Here is a 2,564-nt window from a genome sequence, read left to right on the forward strand (position 1 = left end):
ACTTCGAGAGCTCCGGACTGCCGTACGTGGTCGCCGTCAACCACTTCGACGGCAGCGAGCTGTTCGAGCCGGAGGACGTCTCGCCGTCCTGGGCCTGGGCATAGCCGTCAGCGCCTTCCTGGGCCGGACCGGCGCCGGCTCGATCTTCCTGGCGATCCTCACGGCCGGCCTGCTCGCCGGCGCGGCGGTTCTGCCCAAGGACATCGACACCCACTGGGCGCGCACCACCTGGCAGCCCGCCACGGTGGCGGACGTACGGCCGCGGTACGACCTGGGCACGGGCGTCGGCACCCTGGATCTGAGCAAGCTGGACGTGTCGGGGAAGCAGACAGTGACGACGCAGGCGGAGGTCGGCATGGGCAAGCTCAGAGTGCTCGTGCCCGAGGACGTGACGGTGCGGCTGGACGTCGAGGTGGGAATCGGCGATCTCCAGCTGCCGGGTGACGACCCGAAGGACGTGGACGTGCAGCCGGGACGGCACAGGGAGATCACCCTCTCGCCCGCCGAGGGCGTCGAGAAGTCCGGCACCGTCGACCTGGACCTCCAGGTCGGCATGGGACAGGCGGAGGTGACCCGTGCTACGTCATGAAGCCCAGCCCGGAAAGCTGATCGCCGGCAGCGTCCTCATCCTGACGGGCATCCTCTACGCCGGTGACGCGGGCGGCGCCTGGGAGACCCCGTGGTTCGTGGCGATCCCCCTCGTCACCGGGGGGCTGTGCCTCGCGGGTGCGGTGGCGCTCCTGACGGGCCGGGCACGCCGACGCCGCCAGGGGGGCCGTACGGGCGCGGACCCGGCTTGACGGTGAGCGGGAGCCGGCTACCGGTACCCGCCGCTCCGCTGCCGTCGCCGTGACCGTAGCGCGGCGTCGAGGGACAGCAGGGGCGCGCCCGCGAGGATGAGGGGGGTCCAGGCCATGAGGTAGGCGAGGTCGTTGCCGTAGTAGTACGGGTCGGAGGCCCAGCTCACGGTCAGCCACAGGCTGAGGGAGATCAGCGCGCCGCCGAGTGCGGCCAGCCGGGCGAGCAGGCCGAGCAGGGTGCCGATGCCGACGGCCAGTTCCCCGAAGGCGATGGCGTAGCCGAAGCCGACAGGGCTCTTGAGGGAGAGGTCGACCAGGGCGGGAATGGCGGAGGAGTCGCGTACGGCACGCATCATGTCGCCGATCGAGCCGGCACCGGAGTCCTTCATGAAGGCGCTGTCGGTGAGCTTGTCCAGGCCGGCGTAGATGAAGGTGACGCCGAGGAAGATGCGCAGCGGCAGCAGGGCATAGCGGGTGGCGTTGTCCCACCGGCCTCCTCCCTCTCCGAAGTGGGGGGAGTGCGTGTCCGTTCGCATACTGTGAGTCATCGCTGCTAGCCGCCTCTCGCCGGTGCCGAGACCCCCTCAACAGACCATACGTACGGCAAACGGACCGCGCTCAATCCCGCGCGAGTCGCTTTTGTGGTCCAGCCGGTGGTGCCTGGGGGCTTCGAGGGCGTCGCGGTGGTGCCCTCACTCACTCCGTCACGTCGACCGCGTACCGATTGGTCTCCACTCCCGCCGCCGTGACCACCTGCACCTCCACCCTCCCCGGTTCCACGTCCGCCGGCACCGGCACCGTCAGCAGGGTGTCCGTGGGATTGCGGAACCCGCCGGGTACGGGGACCAACGGCACGTGGACGTGTACCGCGCCCACGCGCACGACCATCCGGGCCAGCCGGTCGGCCCCCTGTGCCCCCGGCGGCACGAATCCGGCACCCCGGATCTCGATGTCGTCCCCGGTGCGGATCGGCCCGTCCAGGTCGCCCGCCTCCCGGGCCCGGACCACGGAGAGGATGACCGGCCGGCCGCCCTCCGCGTACTTGCCGGCCAGATACGTCGCCGCCGACACCAGCACCACCATCGCCAGCCCCCACGGCAGGTCCGGCAGCTGCTCCGGCCGCCGGGCCAGCCGTACCGCCGCGAAGACCAGGGCGACACCGCTGATCACGACGTACTGGATGTCGGCGAAGGTGCCCCGCCCCGCGTCGTCGGTCAGCAGGTCGGCGGCCCGGGGCCGGTCGGCGCGCACCTTCTGCAGCCGCTGCCCCAGCACCCGCAGCCCGACCACCCGCCGTACGAGTACGGCGATCCCGCACAGCACGGCGAGCACGGTCACGATCCCGGCGCCCCGGGCGAGGTCCAGCCCAAAGATCAGCGCGTCCCGGTCCCGCTGCCGGGAGGCGCCGGCCAGCCGTCCCGCGAGGACGAGCACCGAGTAGGCCACGAAGAGCACCCAGGCCGCGGCGACCGTACGGGACGTGGACAGCCGGTTGTCCTCACCGATCACCGGCGCCAGCACCCCGCCCTTCGTCCGGTGGCACCACGACGCGGCGGTCAGCGACAGGGCCATCAGCAGCGCCGCGGCCAGTCCGGCCGTACGCGCCGCCGTCCAGCCCGCACCGACCGCCGTGAGGGCCTGCCCGAGCAGCAACAGCACCACGGCGGCCCAGACCACGGCCGCGGTGCGGCGCCACAGGCCCGTCAGCCAAGCCTGCCCCTCGGCCCGCCCCCGCTCGGCGACGTGCTCGGCGGACTGCGCCAG

At 72.4% G+C, this 2,564-nt stretch carries 4 protein-coding genes; 2 read left to right on the forward strand and 2 right to left on the reverse strand.

The window, feature by feature from the left end; genetic code table 11:
- Both ABZ281_RS45650 and ABZ281_RS45655 read left to right on the forward strand, forming a co-directional pair.
- The coding region (locus tag ABZ281_RS45650) for a LiaF domain-containing protein (RefSeq protein WP_356664314.1) at positions 1–589 on the forward strand (589 nt) is incomplete at its 5' end.
- Positions 576–800 carry a hypothetical protein gene (locus ABZ281_RS45655; RefSeq protein WP_356664316.1) on the forward strand — a complete coding sequence of 75 codons (225 nt, stop codon included), beginning with the start codon at positions 576–578 and terminating at the stop codon, positions 798–800. The genes ABZ281_RS45650 and ABZ281_RS45655, both read left to right, overlap by 14 nt.
- Positions 801–817: 17 nt before the next feature.
- Here the strand turns inward: ABZ281_RS45655 and ABZ281_RS45660 are convergent, their stop codons facing one another.
- Positions 818–1,348, reverse strand: a complete 531-nt coding sequence (locus ABZ281_RS45660) for a DoxX family membrane protein (protein WP_356664318.1) — start codon at positions 1,346–1,348, stop codon at positions 818–820.
- A gap of 148 nt (positions 1,349–1,496) precedes the next feature.
- Positions 1,497–2,564, reverse strand: a 1,068-nt coding sequence (locus ABZ281_RS45665; protein ID WP_356664320.1) for a hypothetical protein, incomplete at its 5' end; no start/stop codon positions are given.

The sequence above is a fragment of the Streptomyces sp. NPDC006265 genome (genome assembly GCF_040613555.1).
Lineage (GTDB): Bacteria > Actinomycetota > Actinomycetes > Streptomycetales > Streptomycetaceae > Streptomyces.